The sequence below is a fragment of the Type-E symbiont of Plautia stali genome, assembly GCF_059731115.1.
Map to the genome: position 1 here is coordinate 1,421,517 of NZ_AP035906.1, position 23,615 is coordinate 1,445,131.

Consider the following 23,615-nt stretch of genomic DNA (forward strand, 5'->3'; position numbering starts at 1 on the left):
CTGATTTGCTGACAGGGTACCGGTTATGGCTAAAGCAGTTATCGCAATTCACGGCGGTGCGGGCGCAATCACGCGTGCCGCTATGAGCGCCGAAAAAGAGCAGCACTATCGTCAGCAATTGCACGCAATCGTTACCGCAGGGCAGCAGATTCTGGCCACGGGCGGCAGCGCGCTGGATGCGGTGACCGAGGCGGTGCGGCTGCTGGAAGAGTGCCCACTGTTTAACGCAGGCAAAGGCGCGGTGTTTACCCATCAGGGCACTCACGAACTGGATGCCAGCATTATGGATGGCCGCACCCTGGATGTCGGCGCGGTTGCGGGCGTGAATCACATTCGTAACCCGATCCTGGCGGCGCGTAAGGTGATGGAAAATAGCCCTCACGTGCTGTTTATCGGTGCGGGTGCAGAAGCCTTTGCCGCTGAACAGGGGCTGGAACAGGTTGCACCGGATTTCTTCTCCACGCCTGAACGCTGGGAACAGCTACAGCGTGCGCTGAGCAGCCAGCAGATGGTGCTCGATCATGACGGCGCTGCGCAAAGCCACAGCGACGATCCGCTCGATCCCGATCGCAAATTCGGCACCGTGGGTGCGGTGGCGCTCGATCTTCAGGGTAATCTGGCGGCCGCCACTTCAACCGGCGGTATGACTAACAAGCAGGTCGGCCGCGTGGGCGATTCGCCGCTCGTCGGCGCGGGCTGCTACGCTAATAATGAGACCGTGGCGGTTTCCTGCACCGGCACCGGTGAAGTGTTTATTCGTACTCTGGCAGCGTATGACGTTTCTGCACAGATGGAGTACGGCGGCCGTAGCCTGCAGCAAGCCACTGCCAACGTGATTCATGACAAAGTCCAGGAGCTGGAAGGCAGCGGTGGGCTGATTGCCGTCGACAGGCACGGCAATGTGGTGCTGCCCTTTAACAGTGAAGGGATGTATCGGGGATTCGCCTATGTGGGTGGCGAAGTCGAGGTAGCGATTTACCGCGATAGCTAAGGAGCAGGCATGACGCAGCAGCAGTTTGCACCCGAGCAGGTTTTGGCGGTGCGTGACCTCAACGTACGGTTTGAGCATGAAGGGCGAATCACCGAAGCGGTGCGTAACCTTTCACTGGATTTGCATCGTGGGGAAACGCTGGCACTGGTGGGGGAATCCGGTTCGGGCAAATCGGTCACCTCGCTGGCGCTGATGCGCTTGATTCAGCAGGCGGGCGGCGATGTCAGTGGCGAGATCCAACTGCGTCGACGTAACGGCGAGGTGCTGGATGTGATGCGCGCCACCACCAGCCAGATGCGCAAAGTGCGCGGTGCCGATATGGCGATGATTTTCCAGGAGCCGATGACCTCGCTTAACCCGGTGTTTACCGTGGGCGAGCAGATCGCCGAATCCATCCGTTTACATCAGGGCAAAAGCCACCAACAAGCGCAGACCGAAGCACGGCGCATGCTGGATCTGGTGCGCATACCTGAAGCCCACAATGTGTTATCGCGTTTTCCGCATCAACTCTCCGGCGGCATGCGTCAACGCGTGATGATTGCCATGGCGCTGTCATGCAAACCGGCTTTGCTGATTGCCGATGAGCCTACTACCGCGCTGGACGTCACCATTCAGGCGCAAATTCTGCAGCTGATCCGCGTGCTGCAAAAAGAGATGAAGATGGGGGTGATTTTTATCACTCACGACATGGGTGTGGTGGCGGAGATGGCCGATCGCGTGCAGGTGATGTATCGCGGAGATGTGGTTGAGCGTGCGCCGGTGCAGCAGCTGTTTGATGCGCCGCAACAGCCTTACACCCGCGCCTTGCTGGCGGCAGTACCGAGGTTGGGAGCGATGAGCGGCCAGCCGCTGCCCGCTAAATTCCCCTTACTGCACACCAATGGCCGAGAAGAGATCGCCACACCGCAGGATACGGTGCGCAGCGATGAGCCGCCGATCTTGCAGGTACGCGATCTGGTGACGCGCTTTGATATTCGTGGTGGGTTATTGAATCGCGTGAAGCGCCGTGTGCATGCGGTGGAGAAGGTCAGCTTTGATCTGCACGCTGGCGAGACGCTGGCGCTGGTCGGCGAATCCGGCTGCGGAAAATCCACCACCGGTCGATCGCTGCTGCGCCTGGTTGCCAGCCAGGGCGGCACCATTACTTTTAATGGTCAGCGTATTGATGCGTTGCAGGGCAACGCGCTGGCTTCGCTGCGGCGCGACATTCAGTTCATTTTTCAGGACCCTTACGCCTCCCTCGATCCGCGCCTGACGGTGGGTTTCTCGATTATGGAACCGCTGCTGGTGCACAAAACCATGGATCGGCGCCAGGCGGAGAAGCGTGTAGCCTGGCTGCTGGAGCGCGTCGGTTTGCTGCCGGAGCATGCGCAACGCTATCCACACGAGTTCTCAGGCGGCCAGCGCCAGCGCATCTGCATCGCTCGCGCATTGGCGCTGAACCCTAAAGTGGTGATTGCCGATGAGTCAGTCTCGGCGCTGGATGTCTCGATTCAGGCGCAAATTATCAATCTGATGCTCGACTTGCAGCGCGAGTTTGGTATCGCCTTCTTATTTATTTCTCACGATATGGCGGTGGTAGAACGCATCAGCCATCGCGTGGCCGTGATGTATCTCGGACAGATTGTGGAAATGGGGCCGCGCCAGGCGGTGTTTGAGCAGCCGCGCCATCCTTACACGAAAAAACTGATGGCCGCGGTGCCGGTCGCCGATCCGGCGCACCGTCATCGCGAGCGGGCGTTAATGGTGGATGAGATCCCCAGCCCGATCCGCCCCTTGGGTGATGAGCCAGAAGTGGCACCGTTACTGGAAGTGGCACCGGGGCATTTTGTTGCCCGCCACGCCATTAGCGGTGCCTGAGCAGCAAGCAACCGCGTCATCCACGGATGTCGCGCATGACAGGGATTACAGGAGAACGATAACAATGCACCATATTATGCGAAAAGGGGTTATCACTGCCGGGTTGTTGAGTTCAGCGTTGGCAATGCCAGCGTGGGCAGCGAAGGACGCGGTGATTGCTGTGGCGTCAACCTTTACCACTATGGATCCGTACGACGCCAATGACACATTGTCGCAGTCGGTGGCCAAGGCGTTCTATCAGGGACTGTTCGGCTTTGATAAGGACATGAAGCTGCAAAACGTGCTGGCGGAAAGCTATCAGGCGAGCAGCGACGGCTTAACTTACACTATCAAACTGCACTCGGGCGTGAAGTTCCAGGATGGCACCGATTTCAACGCGGAAGCGGTCAAGGCCAACATCGACCGTGCCAGCAACCCGGATAATCATCTCAAGCGTTACAACCTGTTCAAGTATGTCGCCAGCACCGAAGCGGTGGATCCGACCACGGTGAAGATTACGCTGAAGCAGCCGTTCTCGGCCTTCATCAACAATCTGGCGCACCCGGCGGCAGTGATGATTTCGCCCACCGCGCTGAAGAAATACGGTAAGGACATTGGCTTCCATCCGGTGGGTACCGGTCCGTATGAGTTCGTTACCTGGAATCAGACCGACTTCGTCAAAGTGAAGAAGTGGGATGGCTACTGGAAGAAAGGCTATCCGAAGCTGGACAGCATCACTTTCCGCCCGGTAGTAGACAATAACACCCGTGCGGCGATGTTGCAGACCGGCGAAGCGACTTTTGCTTTCCCGGTGCCGTTTGAGCAGGCCAAACTACTGCAGGGCAACAGCAAGCTCGATGTGGTCACCACGCCATCGATTATGCAGCGCTATATCAGCCTCAACGTGACGCAGAAGCCGTTTGATAATCCAAAAGTGCGTGAAGCACTGGAATACGCCATCAATCGTGAGGCGTTAGTCAAAGTGGCGTTTGCCGGTTATGCCACGCCAGCCACCGGTATCGTGCCACCGGCGATTGATTTCGCGCAGAAATACCCGGCGATCAAATATGACCCGGCCAAAGCGCGTGAGCTGTTGAAAGAAGCCGGCTTCCCGAACGGTTTCGAAACGACCTTGTGGTCATCTCACAACCACAGCACCGCGCAGAAAGTGTTGCAGTTCACTCAGCAGCAGCTGGCGCAGGTCGGTGTGAAGGTTAAAGTCACGGCGATGGATGCCGGTCAGCGTGCCGCAGAAGTCGAGAGTAAAGGGCAGAAAGAGAGCGGTGTACGCATGTTCTACACTGGCTGGTCTGCCTCGACCGGTGAAGCAGATTGGGCACTGACGCCGCTGTTTGCCACCACTTCCTGGCCGCCAGCCATCTTTAACACGGCGTTCTACAGCAATCCGAAGGTGGATAAAGATCTGAGCGATGCACTGAAAACCACCGATCGTGAGCAGAAAGCCAAACTGTACAAAGACGCTCAGGATCGTATATGGAACGACCATCCGTGGATCCCGCTGGTGGTCGAGCAGTTGCTCTCCGCGAACAATAAAAACCTCACCGGTTTTTATGTCATGCCCGACACCTCATTCAATTTTGATGAGGCGGATCTGAAGTAACAGGCGCGGCCAGCCTTGCGAGGCTGGCCGCTGCTGCGCAGGATTTTGCATGCTCAACTATTTTCTCAAACGATTATTGGGGTTGATCCCCACGCTGCTGATTGTCGCGGTGCTGGTTTTCCTGTTTGTCCACCTGTTGCCGGGCGATCCGGCGCGCCTGATTGCGGGTCCGGAAGCGGATGCCTCGGTGGTGGCGCTGGTGCGTCAGGAACTCGGTCTCGATCAGCCGCTGATCCAGCAGTTCTGGCACTTTATTCTCAATGCGTTGCAGGGGGATTTTGGCCAGTCGATGGTGTCGAAACGTCCGGTCTCAGAAGAGATAGCCGCGCGCTTCTTCCCGACGCTGTGGCTGACGCTCACCAGCATGGTGTGGGCGGTGATTTTCGGTATGACCATCGGCATTACCTCCGCTGTCTGGCGCAACCGCTGGCCCGATCGCATCGGCATGACGCTGGCCGTATCTGGCATCTCTTTTCCCGCTTTCGCCTTAGGCATGCTGCTGATGCAGGTGTTCTCTGTTGAGCTGGGTTGGCTGCCAACGGTCGGTGCCGACAGCTGGAAACACTACATTTTGCCGTCGATAACCCTGGGTGCAGCCGTGGCGGCGGTGATGGCACGCTTTACCCGCGCTTCGTTTGTCGAAGTCATGCAGGAAGATTACATGCGTACCGCGCGCGCCAAAGGGGTTCGTGAGTCGCTGGTGGTGGTGAAACACGGCCTGCGCAATGCGATGATTCCGGTGGTGACCATGATGGGCCTGCAGTTTGGTTTCCTGCTCGGTGGCTCAATTGTGGTGGAAGTGGTGTTCAACTGGCCCGGTTTAGGCCGTCTGTTGGTGGATTCTGTTGAGATGCGCGATTACCCGGTGATTCAGGCCGAGGTGCTGCTGTTCTCGCTGGAGTTTATTTTGATCAATTTGATTGTCGATATGCTGTATGCGGCGATCAACCCGGCCATCCGTTACAGGTAAGGAGTCGCACTTGAAGAACTGGCGACGCGCAGCGGCATTGAAAACCATGCCGATGATGACGGAAACCCGGGTACGTACGCCGTGGCGCGAATTCTGGCGCCGCTTTCGCCATCAACATGTGGCGATGGTGGCGGGCTTATTTGTGCTGCTGTTGATTGTGGTGGCGTTCATCGCCCCGTTTATCGCTCCGTTTGATGCTGAAAACTATTTTGACTACGACCGACTGAATGACGGACCGTCAATGATGCACTGGTTTGGCGTGGATTCGCTGGGGCGTGACATTTTTAGTCGCGTGCTGGTCGGCACACGCATCTCACTGATTGCGGGTTTCTTCTCGGTGGCGATCGGTGCGCTGATTGGTACGCTGCTGGGGTTGCTGGCCGGTTATTACGAAGGCTGGTGGGATCGGATTACCATGCGTATCTGTGACGTGCTGTTTGCTTTCCCCGGTATTCTGCTGGCGATTGCGGTGGTGGCGATCATGGGCAGCGGTATGAGCAACGTGATTGTGGCGGTGGCGATTTTCAGTATCCCAGCATTTGCTCGCCTGGTACGTGGCAACACGCTGGTGCTGAAACACCAAACCTTTATTGAATCAGCCCGCAGCATCGGCGCGTCCGACTGGACGATTATCATGCGCCACATTCTGCCCGGTACGGTATCGTCGATTGTGGTCTATTTCACCATGCGCATCGGGACGTCGATCATCACGGCAGCGAGTTTGTCTTTCCTGGGTTTGGGCGCTCAGCCACCCACGCCGGAGTGGGGCGCGATGCTGAATGAGGCGCGTGCCGATATGGTGATAGCCCCGCATGTGGCGATCTTCCCCAGTCTGGCGATATTCCTGACGGTGCTGGCCTTCAATCTGTTGGGCGATGGACTGCGGGATGCGTTGGATCCGAAGTTAAAGACCTGAAATATCAAATTGGTGCGCATAAATGCGCACCCTGTGAAATACCACTTCGTACATTGGTTCGTCATAAATGCGCACTCTGCGAAATCCCACTTTCGCACATTGGATCGCCATTAATGCGCACCCTACAAACCTGCACTTGTTCCTGTAGGGTCGCCATTCATGGCGACCAGGTTTATGTCGACTCAGAAAGTTTCCCAATTATCGTTGCTCTGCACACCGGCAGCCGGAAGGGCACGCGGTGGTGCTGCGACAGGGGCTTTCACCGTGTTTGCCACTGGTGCCATCATTGCACGCGTCCCGGTTTTAAAGCGCGCCACCGCCGAAGACAGGCTGCTGGCCTGCTGCTCCAGCGAAGCCGAGGCGTTAGCGGATTCCTGCACCAGTGTGGCGTTCTGCTGCGTTACGCGATCCATCTCGTTCACTGCCACACCAATCTGATCGATGCCGCGACTCTGCTCGTCAGAGGCCGACGCAATTTCGCCCATGATATCGGTCACGCGCGTTACCGCGCTGACGATCTCCTGCATGGTATCGCCGGCGCTGCTCACCTGTTGTGAACCTAAATTAACGCGCTGCACGGAGCCCTCAATCAGTAGCTTAATCTCTTTCGCTGCCTGTGCACTGCGCTGCGCCAGGCTACGGACTTCACCCGCGACCACCGCAAAGCCACGACCTTGTTCACCGGCGCGAGCGGCCTCAACGGCAGCATTCAGCGCCAGAATATTGGTCTGGAAAGCAATGCCATCGATTACGCTGGTGATGTCGGCGATTTTCTTCGAACTGTCGGCGATATCGCGCATGGTTTTCACCACGCCATCCACCACGTTGCCGCCTCGGTCAGCCGTTTCCGATGCGTTTTTCGCCAACTGGGTCGCCTGACGTGCGTTATCGGCATTCTGTTTAACGGTGGCGGTCAGCTCTTCCATGCTGGCGGCGGTCTCTTCCAGCGAGGCGGCCTGTTGTTCCGTGCGGGAGGAGAGATCGTTGTTACCGTTGGCGATCGCGCTGGCACTGCCGAAAATGGCATCCGCACTGTCGCGAACATTGTTAATAGTGCCCAACAGTGCTTGCTGCATATGGTTGAGGCTCGCGGCAATGGCGGCCATTTCACTGTGTCCTTCAATCTTCAAACTGGCGGAGAGGTCGCCATCGGCAAAGCGCTTCATCTGCTGCTGAACTTGCTTCATCGGCGCCAACAGGATGCGGCGAACCAGCAGCCAAACCACCAGCAGCAACAGCACCACAATCACCGCCATCACAGCAACCATCACCAGCATATGCTGATAAGTGCTATCGTTATCTGCAGCGCGTGTATTGATTAACTGCACGTTGTCGCCACGCCACTGCTTGTAGGCCGCTTCCAAATCATCCTGCGCTTGCTGTGCATCCAGCTCGCCATAAGCGGCGTAGTTGTTGGCTTGCAGGAAGGTCGCGGATTGATTCAGCAGTTGGTAATAGTTCGCGAATTTGCTCTCGATAAGCTCGGCGGCTGCCGCACTTTGCCCCGCAATCCGTGGGACACTTTTGTAGCGGTCAAAGTGCTGTTTCGCTTCATCAAGCGAGGCGCCCGCGGAAACCAGCAGCTTGTTGATGGCAGCGCGTGAAGCATCATCGGTCTGATTCTTCAGGATGCGAATCGCCACGCGGTTGATGATAACGCGCGTTTTCACCAGCGTTTGCCAGCTATCGGAGAACTCACGTTGTTGATGCGACAGCTGGTTACTGGCGGTGAAATTATGCTGGCCAGCGATCAGGGAAGATAAAAACAGTGAGCCGGAGATGGCCTGCATAGCGGTGAATACCAACAGCATCAATATGATGGCAGTCACAATTTTCATTTTCGTTAACATGATTTTCCCTGAGCAAAGTAGGCTAGTAGAGAAGTTATCGGTGTAAAAGCACATTGCTTAAGAGCCGCAAAAAAATAATTGCAGTAAGTGATAATGTCGTGCAGGAGAAATGCAGTGAAACCCTTTGATTACGAACAAGACTTTAAGAATATCGATTTCCGACAGCGGCCAGACCTTTATCAGGTTGGGCGCGGTGAGCAGGGGGTGTTAATGGTGGAGCCTTACAAGAGCGAAATTCTGCCATTCTGGCGCTTCCGAACCGTGGAACTGGCTCAGGAATCTTCCGTTCAGATCATGCAGTTGTTTGAGGAGTATCGTGCACAGGACGACTTTGTCGGCATGGATATGGCGCGAAAATTTATTCAGATGGGCTATACCCGCGCGCGTCGCTACAGTAATCACAAAGGCGGACGCAAATATGATGCAGACGGTAACGAGCTACCTCGTACCACAGAAAAAGAAAAGGCCGCTGCGGCGGCCATCTTCAAATCATGCTGGGATCGGCTGAGATCGGACACCGATTATCTGGCGCGCAAACGTGCGCACCAGCAGCTGCACGGTTAAACGCGCGTACCCCATAAATCGTACTCATCGGCGTGTTCAACTTTGACACGCACCACATCACCGACTTTCACCTGACGATCGCCATTCAGATACACCGCACCGTCGATCTCAGGTGCATCGGCCATGCTGCGACCCACCGCGCCTTCTTCATCCACTTCATCGATGATCACCAACACTTCACGGCCGATTTTCTCCTGCAAACGTTCGCTGGAGATTTTCTGCTGCAATTGCATGAAGCGATCGAAACGCTCCTGCTTCACCTCTTCCGGCACCTGGTCCGGCAGTTGGTTGGCCGTCGCGCCTTCAACCGGGCTGTACTGGAAGCAGCCAACGCGATCCAGACGCGCTTCTTTCAGGAAGTCGAGCAGCATCTGGAAATCTTCTTCGGTTTCGCCGGGGAAGCCGACGATAAAGGTCGAACGCAGCGTCAGTTCCGGGCAAATTTCACGCCAGCGTTTGATGCGCTCCAGCGTACGTTCAACCGCACCAGGACGCTTCATCAGCTTCAGGATGCGCGGGCTGGCGTGTTGTAATGGGATGTCGAGGTACGGCAGGATTTTGCCTTCGGCCATCAGCGGAATCACGTCATCCACATGCGGATACGGGTAGACATAGTGCAGACGCACCCACACGCCGAGTTTCGCCAGCTGTTCGCACAGGCTGACCATGCTGGTTTTCACCGGGGATCCGTTCCAGAAACCGGTGCGGTGCTTCACATCCACGCCGTAAGCCGAGGTGTCTTGCGAGATCACCAGCAGCTCTTTGACGCCGGCTTCCACCAGACGTTTGGCTTCGTCGAGCACCGAACCAATCGGGCGGCTGTCGAGATCGCCACGCATAGAAGGGATGATGCAGAAGGTGCAACGGTGGTTACAGCCTTCGGAAATTTTCAGGTAAGCGTAGTGGCGTGGCGTCAGCTTAACGCCTTGCTCGGGCACCAGGCTCAGGAACGGGTTGTGTTCCGGCTTTGGCACATAGGTGTGAACGTGCGACAGCACTTGCTCGTAGCTGTGCGGGCCGGTGATTTCCAGTACCTTAGGATGTACTTCGCGGATCTGATCCACTTTGGCACCCAGGCAACCGGTGACGATCACTTTGCCATTCTCGTTCAGCGCTTCACCGATCGCTTCCAGTGATTCCTGTACGGCGCTATCAATAAATCCACAGGTGTTAACGATGACGATCTCCGCATCATCGTAGCGTGGCACCACATCGTAGCCTTCAGTACGCAGTTCCGTCAGGATGCGTTCTGAGTCGACGAGGTTTTTTGGGCAGCCGAGTGAGACGAAGCCTACGCGCGGCGGATTTTTGACATGGCTCATAAGGATAATAATTCATCATAATTAGTGTGGATAGGCGGGGGATTGTACAGAGGTTGCGAGGGAAAATGTATAGGTGATGTAAGAATCTCCTTAACCGCGTAATGGGCGTTTCCCGCTATGCTTAATGGAGCTGTTATCCGTTCAAATCGTCGCCGATAAGGCTGGCGACTGCGAACCGTTAACGGTGATCCGAGTTGTGTAATCCAGCCTGTTTTGCTTAAATGTTCGGTTGGTGATTGTAAGTTATTCACCGCACTGAAGAATTTGAACGCGTGCTGACGGTGCAGATCGTACCGCCAGCGCAGATGCGGATAAAGTGAGAGCAGACAAATGCAAGAGATCGTTAAAGGTTTTCTGAATTTCCAACAGAATGTGTTCCCTGAAAGGAAGGATCTTTTCAAAAGTCTGGCGTCAAACCAGAATCCCAAAGCCCTGTTTATCTCCTGCTCAGACAGCCGTCTGGTGCCTGAACTGGTCACCCAATCCGAGCCAGGCCAGCTGTTCGTGATCCGTAACGCCGGTAATATTGTGCCGCCGTTTGGTCCCGAACCGGGTGGTGTCTCCGCGACGATTGAATACGCGGTCGTTGCGCTGGGTGTGACTGAGATCATCATTTGCGGTCACTCCAACTGTGGTGCCATGAACGCCATCGCGTCTAATGCGGATTTAGAAAGCATGCCCGCGGTCGATCACTGGTTGCACTACGCCAATGCGGCGAAAGCCGTGGTGGAAGAGCGTAACTATGAAGCAGTTGAAACCCGTCTCAATGAAATGGTCAAAGAGAACGTGATTGCTCAGCTGAACAATATCAAAACACACCCTTCGGTAGCGGTGGCGCTGCGTAAAGGCAAAGTGCGTCTGCATGGGTGGGTTTATGATATTGAGAGCGGCGGCATTATTGCCCTGACCAAAGGCGGCGAAAGGTTCATTTCGTTGTCTGAGAATCCTGAGACCTGCTTCGAGTGATTCCCTAACCACCTGCAATGCAGGTGGTTTCTTCTCCCATTCTGTGAAAATTTCCCGCCAAAGCGCAGCGTGCGCTCTACACTTGAGAAGCGATTTACCTCTTATAAGGGCCTTCTCATGCGATTTCGTCTTTATATCCCCGCGTTAACGCTAGCCATGCTGGCGGTGGGTTGTACCTCTCATGTTGCGAATAAACAGCAGTTTTCCGGCTTTCTCGGCGATTACAGCCAGTTAAAATCTGAACAGTCACCCAGCAGTAAACCGACATTGCGATGGATCTCGCCGGATTATCACAGCGCGGATTACACCAATGTTGTGTTCGAACCCGTGGTTTACTATCCCGCCGCGCGACCGACTGAACGCATCAGCCAGCAAACATTGGATCAAATCCGTCAGTACACCGATAGTCAGTTAAAACGCGCGGTCGCAGAACGTAAACCGGTGGTGGGCAAGCCTGGTGCACATACGCTCAGGGTGAAAAGCGCCATCACCGCCGTGACGGCAGAAAACGAAGGGATGCAGTTCTACGAAGTGGTGCCGATTGCGGCAGTTGTAGCGAGCACCATGGCGGCCACTGGCCACCGTACGCAAAACAGTGCGCTGTTCCTCGAGGTGGAAGCGGTCGATGCGCAGACCGGTAAGCCAATGATCAAAGTTGTGCGCAAAGCCTTTGGTAAATCCCTGCCGAACAACAGTACGCCAATTACGCTCAACGATCTTCGTCCGGGCATCGACGAAATGATTCGTGATGTCGTAGCCTTCTCCGCGCCTTAATCCCGTCGCCCGGCGCTATGTCGGGCTTAATGTTTTGTAAATCCTGCACATCCTTTCTTACGGGCTGACTACCCTTAACGGCAGACCGTGATAAAGGAGAATCCCATGCGTTTACTGCCTGTCGCGCTGTTGCTTGGCGCATTGAGTTATGCCCATTCGACTCTGGCTGCTGATGTTCAGGTTCAGGTACTACAGGACAAACTTGATCATCCGTGGTCAGTGGCTTTTCTGCCTGACAATCAAACGTTGTTAATAACCGAACGCTCCGGGCAACTCCGCAGTTGGCAGCCGGGAAAAGGCTTGTCGCAACCCATTAGCGGTGTACCCAAAGTGTGGGCAAATCGTCAGGGCGGCTTGCTGGATGTGGTGCTGGCACCGGATTTCGGCCAAAGCCGCCGCGTGTGGCTCAGTTACACCACGGCAGATGACGAGGGGCGAGCGGGCGGTGTGGTCGGCTATGGTCGGCTCAGCGACGATAACCGTCAATTGAGCGACTTCAAGGTGGTGCTGGAGCAGACACCCAAACTCTCCAGCGGCGCCAACATGGGAACCCGGCTGGCATTTGATGGTCAGGGCTATCTCTACATTGCCTTTGGCGACAACTTTTCCAGCCTCAGCGCCCAACAGCTCGACAAGCTTTCAGGAAAAATCGTGCGCCTGACCCAGAACGGTGAAATCCCGGCAGACAATCCTTTTGTCCAGCGCAAAGACGCGCGGGCAGAAATCTGGTCTTACGGCATGCGCAATCCACAGGGATTAGCTTTCAATCCGTGGACACAGCAAATGTGGGAGAGTGAACACGGCCCGCGCGGCGGTGATGAAGTGAATATCCCGCAGAAAGGCAAAAACTACGGCTGGCCATTGGCCACCTACGGCATTGATTACAGCGGACAGAAAGTGCCGGAAGCGCAGGGCACGCACGTGGCGGGCACGGAACAACCGCAGTTCTGGTGGAAAGTGTCACCAGCCATCAGCGGGATGGCGTTTTACAACAGTGCACGTTTCCCGCAGTGGAAAAACTCGCTGTTTATCGGCGCATTAAAGGAAAAAAGCCTGATTCGCCTGCGGGTGAACGGTGAGAAAGTGGTCGAAGAGCAGCGACTGCTGGAGGATCGCGGTGAACGTATTCGCGATGTGCGTCAGGGGCCGGATGGTTATCTGTATGTGCTCACCGATGAAGCCAACGGTAAGCTGCTAAAAGTCGGGCTGGCGGAACCCGCCAGCGCCTCGCGTGGTTAACTTAACGCACCCAGCTGCATACTTCCCATCCCCGCTGCTGCGCTTCCTGCTGCAGCAGCGCATCCGGGTTAATGACCCAGGCGTGATCAGCGTGGTTGAGCAAGGGTAAATCGTTCATGGAGTCGCTGTAAGCCCAGGTTTTTTCAAAGCGCTTATCCTGTTGCAAAGCCTTCCAGTCACTCAGACGGGTGACTTTCCCTTCACGATAGGTGGCGGTGCCATAAATCTGGCCGCTGTAACGCTCGTCAACCACTTCTACGCCAATCGCCAACGCGCCGTGTACACCCAGACGTTGCGCAATCGGCACCGCCAGATGATCGCCACTGGCGGTAATGATCATCACGGTGTCGCCGCGTTGCTGATGCCAGTTTATGCGTTCCCGCGCGGCGGGGAAGACGCGTGGCAGAATATCGCGATGGATGAAACGCCGTACCCAACCCTCAACCGTCAGGGTCGCCATACCGGCGAGCGGGGAAAGCGTGGTGCTCATATACTCTTCAATCGACAGGGTGCCGGCATGGTATTTCTCCATTAAGGCTTGTTCCTGAGAGATGAGTGCTTCGGGGGCAAATCCCTGTGAGACCAGCCAGCGCAGCCACAGGCTGGTACTGTCTTCACAAATCAGGGTTTCGTCCAGATCGAAAACGGCTAAGTCCATCGTGGTTCTCCTCGGGCTGATTGGCATCAGGTTAGCGGAATTTTGTGACTGGCTTAACCGTTCTGCGAAAAATCGGAATTTCTCTCACTTTTTCCACTACGGCGTAACAGTAAAAGTGGCAGCGCGTCGGGGTTGATGCCAGGGTTACTCTAATAAACTCTATAAAACTTTACGGTTGAACGGTTTTGTTCGCAGGTGGTAAGCGTGTAGCTTTTATTAAGACATGTCTTACCTGCTAGAAAACCATGATTTAACAAGGACAATCTGGTCACGCTCATGAGAAAAAACTCCGTCATTTCTGCCTTGCGGCCGCTGGCTGCCACTTCATTATTTGTGCTGTTCCTTCCCGTCACCACTCAGGCTGAACAGGCGCCTGCTGCACCGCAAATTGAGGCCAAAGCCTGGATTTTGATGGACTACAACAGCGGCAAGGTATTGGCTGAGTCCAATGCCGACCAGCGGTTGGACCCCGCCAGCCTGACCAAAATGATGACCAGCTACGTGGTCGGCCAGGCGCTAAAAGCCGGCAAGATCCACAACGATGACCTGGTCACTATCGGCCAGGATGCATGGGCAACCGGCAACCCGAAGCTGCGCGGTTCTTCACTGATGTTCCTGAAACCGGGTGACCGTATTCCGGTCTCTGAACTCAACAAGGGCGTGGTGATTCAGTCAGGCAATGATGCCTGTATCGCGCTGGCCGATTATGTCGCCGGTAGCCAGGACTCGTTTATCGGTCTGATGAACAACTACGTTAAGGCGTTTGGATTACAGAATACCCACTTTATGACCGTGCACGGGCTGGATGCCGATGGGCAATACAGTACCGCGCGCGATATGGCGATTATCGGCCAGCGTTTGATCAGCGATGTACCTGAAGAGTATGCGTTAAACAGTGAGAAAGAGTTCACCTTTAATCACATCAAGCAGATGAATCGTAACCGCCTGTTGTGGAGCAGTAACCTGAAGGTGGATGGGATTAAAACCGGACACACTTCGGGCGCGGGTAATAACCTGGTCGCGTCCGCCGTGGACGGAGACATGCGTTTGATCTCGGTGGTACTGGGCACGCAAACCGATGCGATTCGCTTCCGTGAAAGTGAGAAGCTCCTCACGTGGGGTTTCCGTTTCTACGAAACCGTGACACCGATTAAAAGCGATAAGCCTTTTGCCCAGCAGCGCGTGTGGTTTGGTGAGCAGAGTCAGGTCAATCTCGGTGTCGCGAAAGACGCCGCGATCACCGTGCCGAAAGGGCAGATGAAAAACCTCAAGGCGAGTTTCACCCTGAATTCACCGCAGCTGGAAGCGCCACTGGAGAAGAATCAGGTGGTGGGGACTATTGATTTCCAGCTGGATGGCAAAACCGTGGATCAGCGCCCGCTGGTGGTGATGGAAGCGGTGCCGGAGGGCGGATTTATTGGCCGTATCTGGGACTTCATTATGATGAAATTCAACGGCTGGTTTGGGAAGTGGTTTAGCTAGTCCCCTATCGGGCGGCCCGAGTGAGCCGCCCTTTACCTTATCCGCGTACCCACCCTTTTTTGATCGGCATAGCGAACAGGGCGCGATACAGTTGGTGGGTGAAGGCCAGCATGCGTTCGCCATACAACTGCCACGCCATATGCGAAGCCAGACACGCCAGCAAGCCCACCAAAAATCCGCCCAGCATATCCATCGGCCAATGCACGCCAAGATAGACGCGTGACCAGGCGATCGCACTGCCAACGGCCAGCAGAATGACGCCAGACCATAGGCGATGCCAGAAGATGAACGCCAGCGCAAAAGTAAAGATGGTGGTGCCATGATCGCTGGGATAAGAGTCATCGGCGGCGTGTGCCAGGAATTGATGTCCGAAGCCAATGGCAAACGGGCGCGGATGCGGCAACAGTTGGCCCACGCACCATGAAATGCTTAATGCATAAATCAGCGCCATGCCGGTTTTCAGTACCAGCGCGCGTTGAGATTGCACCTGATCGCGCGGTCCCCAAAACCATAAGGCCACAATCAGCAGCGGGACAATGGCAATCACATCTTTGGCGATAAAGGTCGCCAGATTAATCAACCATGGCGGTGAATCCGTCGTGGCGTTGATCCATAGAAACAGGCTATGGTTGAGCGCTTCCATCACGTTTGCTTTTCCTCATCTTGTCTACCCAAAAAGAAACACCAGCAAAAATCAGCACCTGGCTCAGCCACACCCACCAGCCAGCCCACAAGTTGTGAGAGAAAAAGTGGGCACCGCGCATCACCTGTCCGTATCCCATCAGTAAGCCCACCGCGATACCGAACAACAGCGCCAGTACGGCGCGGCGCGGACGCTCGGGCCACCACAGGAAGAACAGCGCCATCAGGGCAAAGCCGCTGGAAGCGTGACCGCCGGGGAAGCATTGCCCGGGACCGCTGTTAGCCGGAGTCGGGTCCAGCAGTACAAAACTGGCTGCCTTACCGTCAAACATCGCCAAATCCCATGGACAGGAGTGCGCGCTGTGCGCCTTCAGGATGCCCACCACTAATGGCCCCATACCAAACAGCAGGGCCACCAACACGCGGCGGCCATCACGCTTCTGCACACCTCGTAACAACATCAATACCGCTCCAGCGATGATCACATCCTTGAACAAGCGATGATTGATCAGATCCAGCCAGCGGTTGTGTTGCCATGGAAACGTCTGCGTCTGTGGGTCAAACCACTGCTGGCTGATCGCGATATCCAGGCTTTCGTGGCGCGACCACCACATAAACACCAGTGCTGAAATTGCCAGTAAAATAAAGTTGATAGCGTAAAAGCGACCAGACAAACAATAAATAGTCGGGCTCTTAATCTTATCGTGGGTTGTTGGAGTGTTTAACTTTGATGAAAGTTGCATGAATATGGGAAAATAGCGAAACCAGAGTGGCAGGGTCGCAATTTACGCTTAGGAGAACCTTAAGCAGCAGGAATTGCAGGCATAAAAAAACCCGCAAGTCAGTGACCGGCGGGCTCCACAATTTGGGGATTTCAAAGAAAAGCAGTGGCACTTATTCAGACTGCGCCCCAAATAGAAAGTTCTGAACGCAGTAAAAATATTTTTAAAAAGGCAAAAGCGGCCAAATTATCACAATAAGCGTGCCGGCGAGCGTCAGCAAAACGTTAGCAATCGCATAAGTTCCTGCATAGCCGAGTGCCGGAATGCTACTGCGTGCGGTATCGCTGATAATCTCCATGGCCGGGGCACAGGTGCGAGCGCCCATGATGGCACCAAACAGCAGCGCGCGGTTCATACGCAGCACGTAGGCACCAAACAGATAGCAAATCACCACCGGGATCAGACTCACCAGCAGACCGCTGAGCAACATCAAGGCGCCCGCGCTGCCAAGGCCATGTTGCAGGCCACTACCGGCGCTCAGGCCGACACCTGCCATAAACACCATCAGACCGAACTCTTTCACCATGGTCAGCGCCCCTTGCGGAATGTAGCCAAAGGTCGGATGGTTGGCGCGCAGGAAGCCGAGCATGATACCCGCGAACAGCAAACCGGCGGCGTTACCGATGCCAAAGCTGAAGTTGCTGAACTGGAAGGTGATCATGCCGATCATCAACCCGATGATAAAGAAGGCGCAGAAGGCCAGCAGATCGGTCATCTGACTGTGAATCGCAATAAAGCCGATGCGATCCGCCAGGCTTTTCACACGGCGCGCTTCACCGCTCACCTGCAATACATCGCCTTTGTTCAGCATGATGCTGTCATCAATCGGCATCTCAATCTGACTACGAATCACCCGGTTAAGGAAACAACCATGATCGGTGAGTTTCAGATGGCTCAGGCGTTTATTCACCGCATTGTGGTTCTTCACTACAATCTCTTCGGTGACGATGCGCATGTCGAGCAAATCGCGGTCGAACACCTCTTTGCCGTTACGGAAGCTGGCATCGAGGCGTGCATGCGCGTCGGGATAGCCCACCAGCGAGATCTCATCGCCGAGTTGCAGCATCGCATCCCCATCCGGGCTGGCGAGAATACCGTTACGGCGCAGGCGTTCAATGTAGCAGCCGGTCTGGCGATGAATGCCCAGCTCGCGCAGATTTTTACCGCCGCTCCATTCCACCAGTTCCGGGCCAACGCGATAGGCGCGGATCACAGGCAGGAATACTTTGCGCTGGCTGTCAGCATCCAGACCACGTTCCCGTGCAATCTGCTGCGCGCAGGTGGGTAAGTCCTGATGTTGCAGACGAGGCAGATAGCGAGCGCCAAAGATCAGGCTGACCAGACCAATCAAATAGGTGAGGGCGTAACCGAGGCTGAGGTTATCCTGCATCATGCTGAGCTGATGGTTGTCACTGATGCTTTGTCGCAGCGTGTCACCCGCGCCAACCAGTACCGGCGTGGAGGTCATGGAACCGGCCAGCATGCCTGCCGTGAGACCAATATCCCAGCCGAACACTTTGCCGAGTCCCAACGCAACGAGCAGGGCGCTGACCACCATAACAAAGGCAAGAAGGAAGTAGTTTTTACCGTCGCGGAAAAAGATCGAGAAAAAGTTAGGTCCGGCTTCAACACCGACACAAAAAATAAACAACATAAAGCCGAGACTGAGTGCATCGGTATTTATCGCAAAGTGCTGCTGACCTAAAATCAATGAAACAACGAGGACACCAATGGAATTTCCTAGCTGTACCGAGCCGAGACGTAATTTGCCTAAGCACAGCCCCAGGGCTAAGACGACAAATAATAACAGAACGTCATTTCCGCTTAACAATTCTGCGACGTTAATGTTCACGGTTTAACTTCTTCTTTACCTGTAACAAGTTGATGAAAGGGCCTTTTTTCGCTATCTTGTGGCAGCTGTGAATGTCCTTGCCGCCAGGAAGGTGCAGACCATTATTTAAAACGGCGTCATTCTAATCATAAATAACTTCCTCAGCTATCAGCAGTTTTTAATCCTTCTGCCAGCGGCTGTTTCTTTTTATTTCCACTTGTGCGCATCAGGGCAGTAAACGTTTCAATATTGTTAACAACAAAGTTGAGGATGGTTATGTTGCAGCGCAATAATCGCTGGCCAGCATCGGTTCTGGGTATGATGCTTTATACGCTGGTGTTTATTTTTGCACACCATTTTTGGGCCGTTGCCGCGGAACAAGCGATGCGCGGACAGCCTGAATTATTGCTGTTTTTATTGCCGGGCATGTTAATGGCGCTGTTGCAGCCAGATAGTCCCCTGGTCAGTACATTGTGGGTCGCCGTGGTGGGCACGCTTTTGGGTATGGCCTGGATGTGGCTCACCGTCACGCAGATGCACAGTTGGCTGCTGATTGTTGCATGGAGTTTAAGTGCGCTGTTTTGGGCTGGATGCGGGGCGTTACTGATCCGCCTGATGAGGATTATGCTGGCGATGCGTGCCGAATAGCACGATCAAAAACGGGCCCACAGGCCCGTTTGCTTAGGCTTCAACACCCAGATTTTCTTTGGTCCATGCCGCAAATTCGGTATAACCACCGATGTGCTGGTCATCAAGGAAAATCTGCGGCACGGTGGTCACCGGTTTGCCGGCACGTGCTTCCAGGTCGGCCTTGGTGATGCCGGTCGCCTGAATATCGACGTACTGATAGTTGAAATCATCGCGCTCGCTGGTCAGCTTGGTGGCTAACTCTTTCGCACGTACGCAGTATGGGCAGCTTGAACGGCCAAAAATCACTGCAATCATTGCTTCTCTCCTTCCGCTGCTGTTTTGTGACCAGTTTCACAGAACAGCGTGAATAATGGCTAACATCATGCCCGCCCATCCTGCTTAAGCAAAGAAGAAAATGCCTGTTACTCTAATGGCCGCAATCTATGCCCATCATACTTCACTGCGCAGACACGTTTTACTCCAGCTAAGTCGCTGGGAAGAGCTGTGCCTTGCTGCAGAGCGAAATATTCGGGTCTAAAATGCGACTAACAAATTGAGCAACTGAGGAAATCGCCCATGCGTAATCTGGCCACGTTGCCGAAACCGGTTCTGCTGTTGGAAGTCCTTGGCGTGCTCGCAGTGATTGGCGCGCTATTACTGGTTAATGGCTGGATCGCGGCACCCGATTTTATGGCGCAGAAGTCACTGGCGACGCTGCTGTTTTTCCTTGGCATTGCGCTGATGCTGCCTGCCGCCTGGCTGATGATGTGGCGCACGGCGCGGGCGATGGCGCCGCAGTTGTTCAATCACAACCACAAAAAGAAGTAACCGGAGAGGATTATGACGCCGACCATCGATTTACTGTGCAGCCACCGTTCCATTCGCGCCTTTACCGAGCAGGGCATTGATGATGCTCAGCGCAGCGCGATCATCGCTGCAGCACAAGCGGCCTCGACCTCCAGTTTTTTACAATGCTCCTCGATTATTCGCATTACCGACCACGAAAAGCGTGAACAGCTGGTGCAACTTACCGGCGGGCAGCCATGGGTGAGCGCCGCCGCTGAGTTTTGGGTGTTTTGTGCCGACTTTAATCGTCATCAGCAGATTTGCCCGGATGCGCATCTAGGACGCGCCGAACAGCTGTTGTTGGGCTGTGTGGATACCGCATTGATGGCACAAAACGCGATGGTCGCGGCGGAGTCGCTGGGGCTGGGTGGTGTGTTTATTGGTGGCATCCGTAATAGCATTGCGCAAGTCACCGATTTGCTGGAACTGCCGAAATTTGTGCTGCCACTGTTTGGCTTCTGCATCGGCCATCCAGCCTCTGCACCCGATGTGAAACCGCGTATGCCAGCGGCAATGTTGGTGCATGAAAATCGTTATCAGCCTGTCGATAAAAGTGTGCTGGCCCAGTACGATAACCAAATCACCGCTTATTATCAGCAGCGCGACAGTAACCAGCGCTCTGAAACCTGGAGCGAACTGATTCAACGCCTGATCATCAAAGAAACGCGTCCGTTTATGCTGGATTATCTGCATCAACAGGGCTGGGCAACGCGCTAAGCACAAGGAATTCTGCAATGAAGATGGCCATTCTCACGCGTGATGGAACGCTGTACTCGTGTAAACGCCTGCGCGACGCCGCGGAAGAGCGTGGCCATCAGGTGCAGATGATCGATCCGCTCTCCTGCTACATGAACATCAACTCCGATTCGCCCGCGGTGCATTATCGTGGCGAACCGCTGGGCCACTTTGATGCCGTTATCCCGCGTATTGGCACGGCGACCACCTTTTACGGCACGGCGGTGCTGCGCCAGTTCGAGATGTTGGGCAGCTATCCGCTGAATGAATCGGTGGCCATCACCCGGGCGCGTGACAAACTGCGATCGCTGCAGCTGCTGGCGCGCGAAGGCATTGATATGCCAATCACCGGGTTCGCCTCTTCGCCTGATGATACCCAGGATGTGATCGCCATGGTCGGTGGTGCGCCGCTGGTGGTGAAACTGGTAGAGGGCACGCAGGGGATTGGCGTGGTGCTGGCGGAAACGCGCCAGGCGGCTGAGAGCGTGATTGATGCCTTTCGTGGCCTTAACGCCCACATTCTGGTGCAAGAGTTTATCAAAGAGGCACAGGGGCGAGATATTCGCTGCCTGGTGATCGGCAATGAAGTGGTGGCGTCGATTGAGCGTGAAGCGAAAGAGGGGGATTTCCGCTCAAATCTTCATCGTGGCGGTAAAGCGCACGCGGTGACCATCACCGAAAAAGAGCGGGAAATCGCCGTGAAAGCCGCATCCACGCTCGGGCTGGAAATCGCAGGTGTGGATATTTTACGCGCCAATCGCGGCCCACTGGTGATGGAGGTCAATGCCTCGCCAGGGCTTGAGGGCATCGAAGGCACCACCGGCCTCGACATCGCTTCCATGATGATTCATTGGGTAGAAGCGCATGCTTGCCCCGGCTATCGTCTTAAAACCGGGGGCTAGGCGCGCTTTTACGTGGTTTTCGTGGCATCAGATAGACTTTTTCCGTAAGCTAAGGCGCTTATTTCTTCACCCCACAGGACATAACGATGGATTCACTGGTCGTTCCTGACATCGACATCCTGCGTCGCTGGCTGGATCAACAAAATATCACCTGGTTCGAATGCGATGCCTGTCAGGCACTGCACCTGCCGCACATGCAGAATTTTGACGGGGTGTTTGATGCAAAAATCGACCTGGTGGACAACGTCATCCTCTTCTCGGCTCTCGCGGAAGTGAAACCCACAGCGCTGATTCCTTTGGTCGGCGATTTATCGCAGATCAATGCCAGTTCGCTTACGGTGAAAGCCTTTATCGATATTCAGGATGACAATCTGCCCAAGCTGATTGTCTGCCAGTCGATCAGTACCACTGCCGGCTTAACCTTCGGCCAATTCTCGCACTTTATGAAGCAAAGTGAAGAGGGCGTTTCCATGGTGATCATGGAAGCTTTTGCCAACAATCTTTTGATGGTGGGCGAAGAAGAAGAGGAACGACAGCCCAGTTCCAGCAGTCACGCCATGCTGCACTAACTTCCCGCCTCGCTAACTGCCGCTTTTTGCGGCAGTTTTCATTTTAGCTGCACCACTTTTTATTCTGCATTTTGCCCTTTATTGCCAGATATTAGTCGTGCTTTATGCCACTAGTGCCAAAGCCCATAGCAGAAACATGCATCACTTATCGCAAAAAGGCGTTTTTTACGCTGGGATCTGGCACGCCTGAATCAGGGGGGCTATTCTTGCGGGGCTGCTTGAGACATGCAACCTCAGCACAGGTATAGGTTTTTGCTATTAAACTCCCGCTGAATATTGATTCATTGTGTGTCTGTGATTAAACAGAAAACGCATCGTCCGGATCGCGTGTATGCAGCGTTGTGATGACCCCCTCAGGAGGAAGTAAAACATGATCAACCAACGTAAAAAATGGTTGCCAGGTGTGGTTGCAGGTGTACTGATGGCGACGGCCGTTAGTGCTCAGGCAGAGGATAAAACGCTGCACGTCTATAACTGGTCCGATTATATTTCGGCCGACACCGTGCCGAATTTTGAAAAGCAGACCGGTATCAAAGTGGTCTACGACGTATTCGATTCCAACGAAGTGTTGGAAGGTAAGCTGATGGCGGGTTCTACCGGCTACGACGTTGTGGTGCCATCTTCCAGCTTCCTTGCTCGCCAGTTACAGTCCGGCGTTTTCCAGGAGCTGGATAAGAGCAAACTGCCAAACTATAAAAACCTCGATCCTGATTTGATGGCGAAAGTCGCGCAGCACGATCCGGGTAACAAATATGCGATTCCGTATCTGTGGGGTACCACCGGTATCGGCTATAACATCGATAAGGTAAAAGCCGCGCTGGGTACTGATGCGCCAGTCAACAGCTGGGATCTGGTGCTGAAACCAGAAAACCTGGAAAAACTGAAAAGCTGTGGTGTTTCCTTCCTTGATGCACCAGAAGAGATTTTCGCCACCGTGCTGAACTACCTCGGCAAAGATCCGAACAGTTCAGACGCCAAAGATTACACCGGCGCAGCGACCGATCTGCTGCTGAAGCTGCGTCCTAATATCCGCTACTTCCACTCGTCTCAGTACATTAACGACCTGGCGAATGGCAACATCTGTGTGGCGATCGGTTGGTCTGGCGATATCCTGCAGGCGAAAGATCGTGCAGCCAAAGCCAACAACGGCGTGCACCTGGGTTACAGCGTGCCGAAAGAGGGCGCTCTGGCCTTCTTCGACATGATGGCGATTCCGAAAGACGCGAAAAACCTCGACGCAGCCTATCAGTGGCTGAACTACATCATGGATCCAAAAGTGATCGCGGATGTCTCTAACAAGATGAACTACGCCAACGGCAACAAGGCGTCACTGCCATTGATTAATGCGGATGTGCGCAACAATCCGGGCATCTTCCCAACGCCGGATGCGATGGCCAAGCTGTTTGTGCTCAAAGTCCAGGATCCGAAACTGGATCGTGCGCGCACCCGTGCATGGACTAAAGTAAAAAGTGGTAAGTAGTTCGTT

The 23,615-nt window shown here is 54.7% G+C and carries 23 protein-coding genes; 16 read left to right on the forward strand and 7 right to left on the reverse strand.

Annotation, left to right across the window (positions count from 1 at the left end):
- Positions 1 to 25: 25 nt before the first annotated feature.
- The 5 genes from AC6I8L_RS06440 (at position 26) to gsiD (ending at position 6,337) form a co-directional block, all read left to right on the forward strand.
- A complete protein-coding gene (locus AC6I8L_RS06440) occupies positions 26 to 991 on the forward strand; it encodes an isoaspartyl peptidase/L-asparaginase family protein (protein ID WP_058961959.1) in 966 nt (321 codons plus the stop codon).
- A 9-nt stretch (positions 992 to 1,000) separates the two neighbouring features.
- Positions 1,001 to 2,851: a glutathione ABC transporter ATP-binding protein GsiA gene (gsiA, locus tag AC6I8L_RS06445; RefSeq protein ID WP_058961960.1), complete on the forward strand. Its 1,851-nt coding sequence runs from the start codon at positions 1,001 to 1,003 to the stop codon at positions 2,849 to 2,851.
- Positions 2,852 to 2,915: 64 nt separating this feature from the next.
- The gene (gene gsiB, locus AC6I8L_RS06450) at positions 2,916 to 4,451 is read left to right on the forward strand and encodes a glutathione ABC transporter substrate-binding protein GsiB (protein ID WP_058961961.1); all 1,536 of its coding nucleotides are present in this window, start codon (positions 2,916 to 2,918) and stop codon (positions 4,449 to 4,451) included.
- Positions 4,452 to 4,500: 49 nt separating this feature from the next.
- Positions 4,501 to 5,421, forward strand: a complete 921-nt coding sequence (gene gsiC / locus AC6I8L_RS06455; RefSeq protein ID WP_034820789.1) for a glutathione ABC transporter permease GsiC — start codon at positions 4,501 to 4,503, stop codon at positions 5,419 to 5,421.
- A gap of 10 nt (positions 5,422 to 5,431) precedes the next feature.
- A complete protein-coding gene (gene gsiD / locus AC6I8L_RS06460; RefSeq protein ID WP_038647910.1) occupies positions 5,432 to 6,337 on the forward strand; it encodes a glutathione ABC transporter permease GsiD in 906 nt (301 codons plus the stop codon).
- A gap of 182 nt (positions 6,338 to 6,519) precedes the next feature.
- Here gsiD and AC6I8L_RS06465 read toward each other — a convergent pair whose 3' ends face one another.
- Positions 6,520 to 8,187, reverse strand: a complete 1,668-nt coding sequence (locus AC6I8L_RS06465; RefSeq protein ID WP_058961962.1) for a methyl-accepting chemotaxis protein — start codon at positions 8,185 to 8,187, stop codon at positions 6,520 to 6,522.
- 114 nt (positions 8,188 to 8,301) lie between these two features.
- Between AC6I8L_RS06465 and AC6I8L_RS06470 the strand changes: the two genes are divergently transcribed.
- On the forward strand, positions 8,302 to 8,751 hold the full coding sequence (locus tag AC6I8L_RS06470) for a DUF4385 domain-containing protein (protein ID WP_058961963.1): 450 nt from the start codon (positions 8,302 to 8,304) through the stop codon (positions 8,749 to 8,751).
- On the opposite strand, the gene rimO is transcribed toward AC6I8L_RS06470, so the two are convergent.
- Positions 8,748 to 10,073 (reverse strand): 30S ribosomal protein S12 methylthiotransferase RimO, encoded by a 1,326-nt coding sequence (rimO, locus tag AC6I8L_RS06475; RefSeq protein WP_039336388.1) that lies wholly within the window; start codon positions 10,071 to 10,073, stop codon positions 8,748 to 8,750. The genes AC6I8L_RS06470 and rimO overlap by 4 nt on opposite strands.
- A gap of 330 nt (positions 10,074 to 10,403) precedes the next feature.
- On the opposite strand from rimO, the gene AC6I8L_RS06480 reads away from it, so the two are divergent.
- The 3 genes from AC6I8L_RS06480 (at position 10,404) to AC6I8L_RS06490 (ending at position 13,052) form a co-directional block, all read left to right on the forward strand.
- Positions 10,404 to 11,039 carry a carbonic anhydrase gene (locus AC6I8L_RS06480; protein ID WP_058961964.1) on the forward strand — a complete coding sequence of 212 codons (636 nt, stop codon included), beginning with the start codon at positions 10,404 to 10,406 and terminating at the stop codon, positions 11,037 to 11,039.
- A gap of 117 nt (positions 11,040 to 11,156) precedes the next feature.
- Entirely contained in the window at positions 11,157 to 11,813 is a 657-nt protein-coding gene (locus AC6I8L_RS06485; protein WP_058961965.1) for a DUF3313 domain-containing protein, read from the forward strand.
- A 105-nt stretch (positions 11,814 to 11,918) separates the two neighbouring features.
- Positions 11,919 to 13,052 carry a PQQ-dependent sugar dehydrogenase gene (locus AC6I8L_RS06490; protein ID WP_058961966.1) on the forward strand — a complete coding sequence of 378 codons (1,134 nt, stop codon included), beginning with the start codon at positions 11,919 to 11,921 and terminating at the stop codon, positions 13,050 to 13,052.
- 1 nt (position 13,053) lies between these two features.
- Here AC6I8L_RS06490 and AC6I8L_RS06495 read toward each other — a convergent pair whose 3' ends face one another.
- On the reverse strand, positions 13,054 to 13,710 hold the full coding sequence (locus AC6I8L_RS06495; RefSeq protein WP_058961967.1) for an HAD family hydrolase: 657 nt from the start codon (positions 13,708 to 13,710) through the stop codon (positions 13,054 to 13,056).
- A 276-nt stretch (positions 13,711 to 13,986) separates the two neighbouring features.
- Here AC6I8L_RS06495 and AC6I8L_RS06500 point away from each other — a divergent pair, with 276 nt between their 5' ends.
- Positions 13,987 to 15,192: a serine hydrolase gene (locus tag AC6I8L_RS06500; RefSeq protein WP_082678150.1), complete on the forward strand. Its 1,206-nt coding sequence runs from the start codon at positions 13,987 to 13,989 to the stop codon at positions 15,190 to 15,192.
- Between the two features lie 37 nt (positions 15,193 to 15,229).
- On the opposite strand, the gene ybjG is transcribed toward AC6I8L_RS06500, so the two are convergent.
- The 3 genes from ybjG to AC6I8L_RS06515 all read right to left on the reverse strand — a co-directional run bounded on the left by ybjG (position 15,230) and on the right by AC6I8L_RS06515 (position 18,468).
- Positions 15,230 to 15,835, reverse strand: a complete 606-nt coding sequence (gene ybjG / locus AC6I8L_RS06505; RefSeq protein WP_058961968.1) for an undecaprenyl-diphosphate phosphatase — start codon at positions 15,833 to 15,835, stop codon at positions 15,230 to 15,232.
- Positions 15,816 to 16,577: a phosphatase PAP2 family protein gene (locus AC6I8L_RS06510; protein WP_072226607.1), complete on the reverse strand. Its 762-nt coding sequence runs from the start codon at positions 16,575 to 16,577 to the stop codon at positions 15,816 to 15,818. The genes ybjG and AC6I8L_RS06510 overlap by 20 nt, the downstream gene beginning before the upstream one ends.
- A gap of 202 nt (positions 16,578 to 16,779) precedes the next feature.
- Complete coding sequence (locus AC6I8L_RS06515) at positions 16,780 to 18,468, reverse strand: aspartate:alanine antiporter (protein ID WP_058961969.1); 1,689 nt, start codon at positions 18,466 to 18,468, stop codon at positions 16,780 to 16,782.
- Between the two features lie 255 nt (positions 18,469 to 18,723).
- Here AC6I8L_RS06515 and ybjM point away from each other — a divergent pair, with 255 nt between their 5' ends.
- Positions 18,724 to 19,095 (forward strand): inner membrane protein YbjM, encoded by a 372-nt coding sequence (ybjM, locus tag AC6I8L_RS06520; RefSeq protein WP_034820751.1) that lies wholly within the window; start codon positions 18,724 to 18,726, stop codon positions 19,093 to 19,095.
- Positions 19,096 to 19,128: 33 nt separating this feature from the next.
- Here ybjM and AC6I8L_RS06525 read toward each other — a convergent pair whose 3' ends face one another.
- Entirely contained in the window at positions 19,129 to 19,392 is a 264-nt protein-coding gene (locus AC6I8L_RS06525) for a GrxA family glutaredoxin (protein WP_034820748.1), read from the reverse strand.
- Positions 19,393 to 19,653: 261 nt separating this feature from the next.
- Between AC6I8L_RS06525 and AC6I8L_RS06530 the strand changes: the two genes are divergently transcribed.
- From AC6I8L_RS06530 to potF, 5 genes are all read left to right on the forward strand, one after another.
- The gene (locus AC6I8L_RS06530; protein ID WP_058961970.1) at positions 19,654 to 19,905 is read left to right on the forward strand and encodes a DUF1418 family protein; all 252 of its coding nucleotides are present in this window, start codon (positions 19,654 to 19,656) and stop codon (positions 19,903 to 19,905) included.
- A 12-nt stretch (positions 19,906 to 19,917) separates the two neighbouring features.
- Entirely contained in the window at positions 19,918 to 20,640 is a 723-nt protein-coding gene (gene nfsA / locus AC6I8L_RS06535; RefSeq protein WP_058961971.1) for an oxygen-insensitive NADPH nitroreductase, read from the forward strand.
- Between the two features lie 17 nt (positions 20,641 to 20,657).
- Positions 20,658 to 21,560, forward strand: a complete 903-nt coding sequence (rimK, locus tag AC6I8L_RS06540) for a 30S ribosomal protein S6--L-glutamate ligase (protein WP_038647884.1) — start codon at positions 20,658 to 20,660, stop codon at positions 21,558 to 21,560.
- An 86-nt stretch (positions 21,561 to 21,646) separates the two neighbouring features.
- Positions 21,647 to 22,129, forward strand: a complete 483-nt coding sequence (locus AC6I8L_RS06545; RefSeq protein ID WP_034820718.1) for a YbjN domain-containing protein — start codon at positions 21,647 to 21,649, stop codon at positions 22,127 to 22,129.
- Between the two features lie 370 nt (positions 22,130 to 22,499).
- A complete protein-coding gene (gene potF, locus AC6I8L_RS06550) occupies positions 22,500 to 23,609 on the forward strand; it encodes a spermidine/putrescine ABC transporter substrate-binding protein PotF (protein ID WP_058961972.1) in 1,110 nt (369 codons plus the stop codon).
- Positions 23,610 to 23,615: the final 6 nt, after the last annotated feature.

Bases quoted from the DNA above. Each gene is read 5' to 3' on its own strand.
- AC6I8L_RS06500 (WP_082678150.1), top strand. From the start codon at position 13,987: ATGAGAAAAAACTCCGTCATTTCTGCCTTGCGGCCGCTGGCTGCCACT.
- AC6I8L_RS06465 (WP_058961962.1), bottom strand. From the start codon at position 8,187: ATGTTAACGAAAATGAAAATTGTGACTGCCATCATATTGATGCTGTTG.
- rimO (WP_039336388.1), bottom strand. From the start codon at position 10,073: ATGAGCCATGTCAAAAATCCGCCGCGCGTAGGCTTCGTCTCACTCGGC.
- ybjM (WP_034820751.1), top strand. From the start codon at position 18,724: ATGTTGCAGCGCAATAATCGCTGGCCAGCATCGGTTCTGGGTATGATG.
- AC6I8L_RS06510 (WP_072226607.1), bottom strand. From the start codon at position 16,577: ATGCAACTTTCATCAAAGTTAAACACTCCAACAACCCACGATAAGATT.
- AC6I8L_RS06525 (WP_034820748.1), bottom strand. From the start codon at position 19,392: ATGATTGCAGTGATTTTTGGCCGTTCAAGCTGCCCATACTGCGTACGT.
- nfsA (WP_058961971.1), top strand. From the start codon at position 19,918: ATGACGCCGACCATCGATTTACTGTGCAGCCACCGTTCCATTCGCGCC.
- gsiB (WP_058961961.1), top strand. From the start codon at position 2,916: ATGCACCATATTATGCGAAAAGGGGTTATCACTGCCGGGTTGTTGAGT.
- AC6I8L_RS06530 (WP_058961970.1), top strand. From the start codon at position 19,654: ATGCGTAATCTGGCCACGTTGCCGAAACCGGTTCTGCTGTTGGAAGTC.
- AC6I8L_RS06545 (WP_034820718.1), top strand. From the start codon at position 21,647: ATGGATTCACTGGTCGTTCCTGACATCGACATCCTGCGTCGCTGGCTG.
- gsiA (WP_058961960.1), top strand. From the start codon at position 1,001: ATGACGCAGCAGCAGTTTGCACCCGAGCAGGTTTTGGCGGTGCGTGAC.
- AC6I8L_RS06440 (WP_058961959.1), top strand. From the start codon at position 26: ATGGCTAAAGCAGTTATCGCAATTCACGGCGGTGCGGGCGCAATCACG.
- rimK (WP_038647884.1), top strand. From the start codon at position 20,658: ATGAAGATGGCCATTCTCACGCGTGATGGAACGCTGTACTCGTGTAAA.
- AC6I8L_RS06495 (WP_058961967.1), bottom strand. From the start codon at position 13,710: ATGGACTTAGCCGTTTTCGATCTGGACGAAACCCTGATTTGTGAAGAC.
- AC6I8L_RS06490 (WP_058961966.1), top strand. From the start codon at position 11,919: ATGCGTTTACTGCCTGTCGCGCTGTTGCTTGGCGCATTGAGTTATGCC.
- potF (WP_058961972.1), top strand. From the start codon at position 22,500: ATGATCAACCAACGTAAAAAATGGTTGCCAGGTGTGGTTGCAGGTGTA.
- AC6I8L_RS06485 (WP_058961965.1), top strand. From the start codon at position 11,157: ATGCGATTTCGTCTTTATATCCCCGCGTTAACGCTAGCCATGCTGGCG.
- gsiC (WP_034820789.1), top strand. From the start codon at position 4,501: ATGCTCAACTATTTTCTCAAACGATTATTGGGGTTGATCCCCACGCTG.
- AC6I8L_RS06480 (WP_058961964.1), top strand. From the start codon at position 10,404: ATGCAAGAGATCGTTAAAGGTTTTCTGAATTTCCAACAGAATGTGTTC.
- ybjG (WP_058961968.1), bottom strand. From the start codon at position 15,835: ATGGAAGCGCTCAACCATAGCCTGTTTCTATGGATCAACGCCACGACG.